Annotated in this window: 1 protein-coding gene; it reads right to left on the reverse strand. The window is 68.2% G+C overall.

The window, feature by feature from the left end:
* Positions 1-528 (reverse strand): transposase (locus tag ACZ1IK_RS11205; RefSeq protein WP_465098520.1); only part of this gene is annotated, 528 nt, incomplete at its 3' end.
* Positions 529-741: the final 213 nt, after the last annotated feature.

Raw genomic sequence — 741 nt, forward strand, 5'->3', positions numbered from 1 at the left:
CCGGAAGCACCGGTCCAGGGCGGCGAACACACTCGGAGCCGTCCTATCACGCAGGGCGATGACGATCCGGTAGCGGGACCAGGCCAGCCAGGCCACGAACAGCACCGTCTTGGCCCCGTCGATCGCCGGCCCATCGCCGAAGTCGTACTGCAGCCATGCGCCCGGCTCGGTGATCCAGGGCCGGTGCACCCGGCGCTTCCCGGCCCGCCAGGCGGCCTTCACCTCGGCCACCGCCCGCCGGGTGGAGCGCTCAGAGCCGGTGTAGCCCATTGCGGTGAGCTTGGCGTGCACGACATCGGCGCGGATCCTGCCCGTGGAGGCCTCGACCCATTCCTCGATCTTGGGCAGCCAGACATCGGTGACCTTCGGGCGGCTGGCTCCGGATCCAGGGGTCTGGCCGGCGTCGCGGGCCCGCACCAGCCGGGCCACGGTGTGATGGGAGCAACCGGCCAGCTCGGCGGCGCCCCGCAATGACTTGGTCAGGTCATAGGCACTGAGTATTTTCATGGTTTCTGCGGCATCCTTCATTCAGGGCCTCTTCCTCGCTGGATTCGATTCGACACCGATATCCAACCCGGGGAGGAGGCCCCCGCCGGCTCACGACGCGGCGGGCAACGAGCAACGCGGGCAAACCAGATGGCCAGCACCGGGCAGTTCCCGTGGCCATCACTGGGCAGTCCTCATGGCCGTCAGCGGGTCATTCCCTGGCCACCTATGGGCAGCTTTTCATGGCCGCTTACA

Source organism: Micrococcus sp. CS26 (assembly GCF_055522295.1).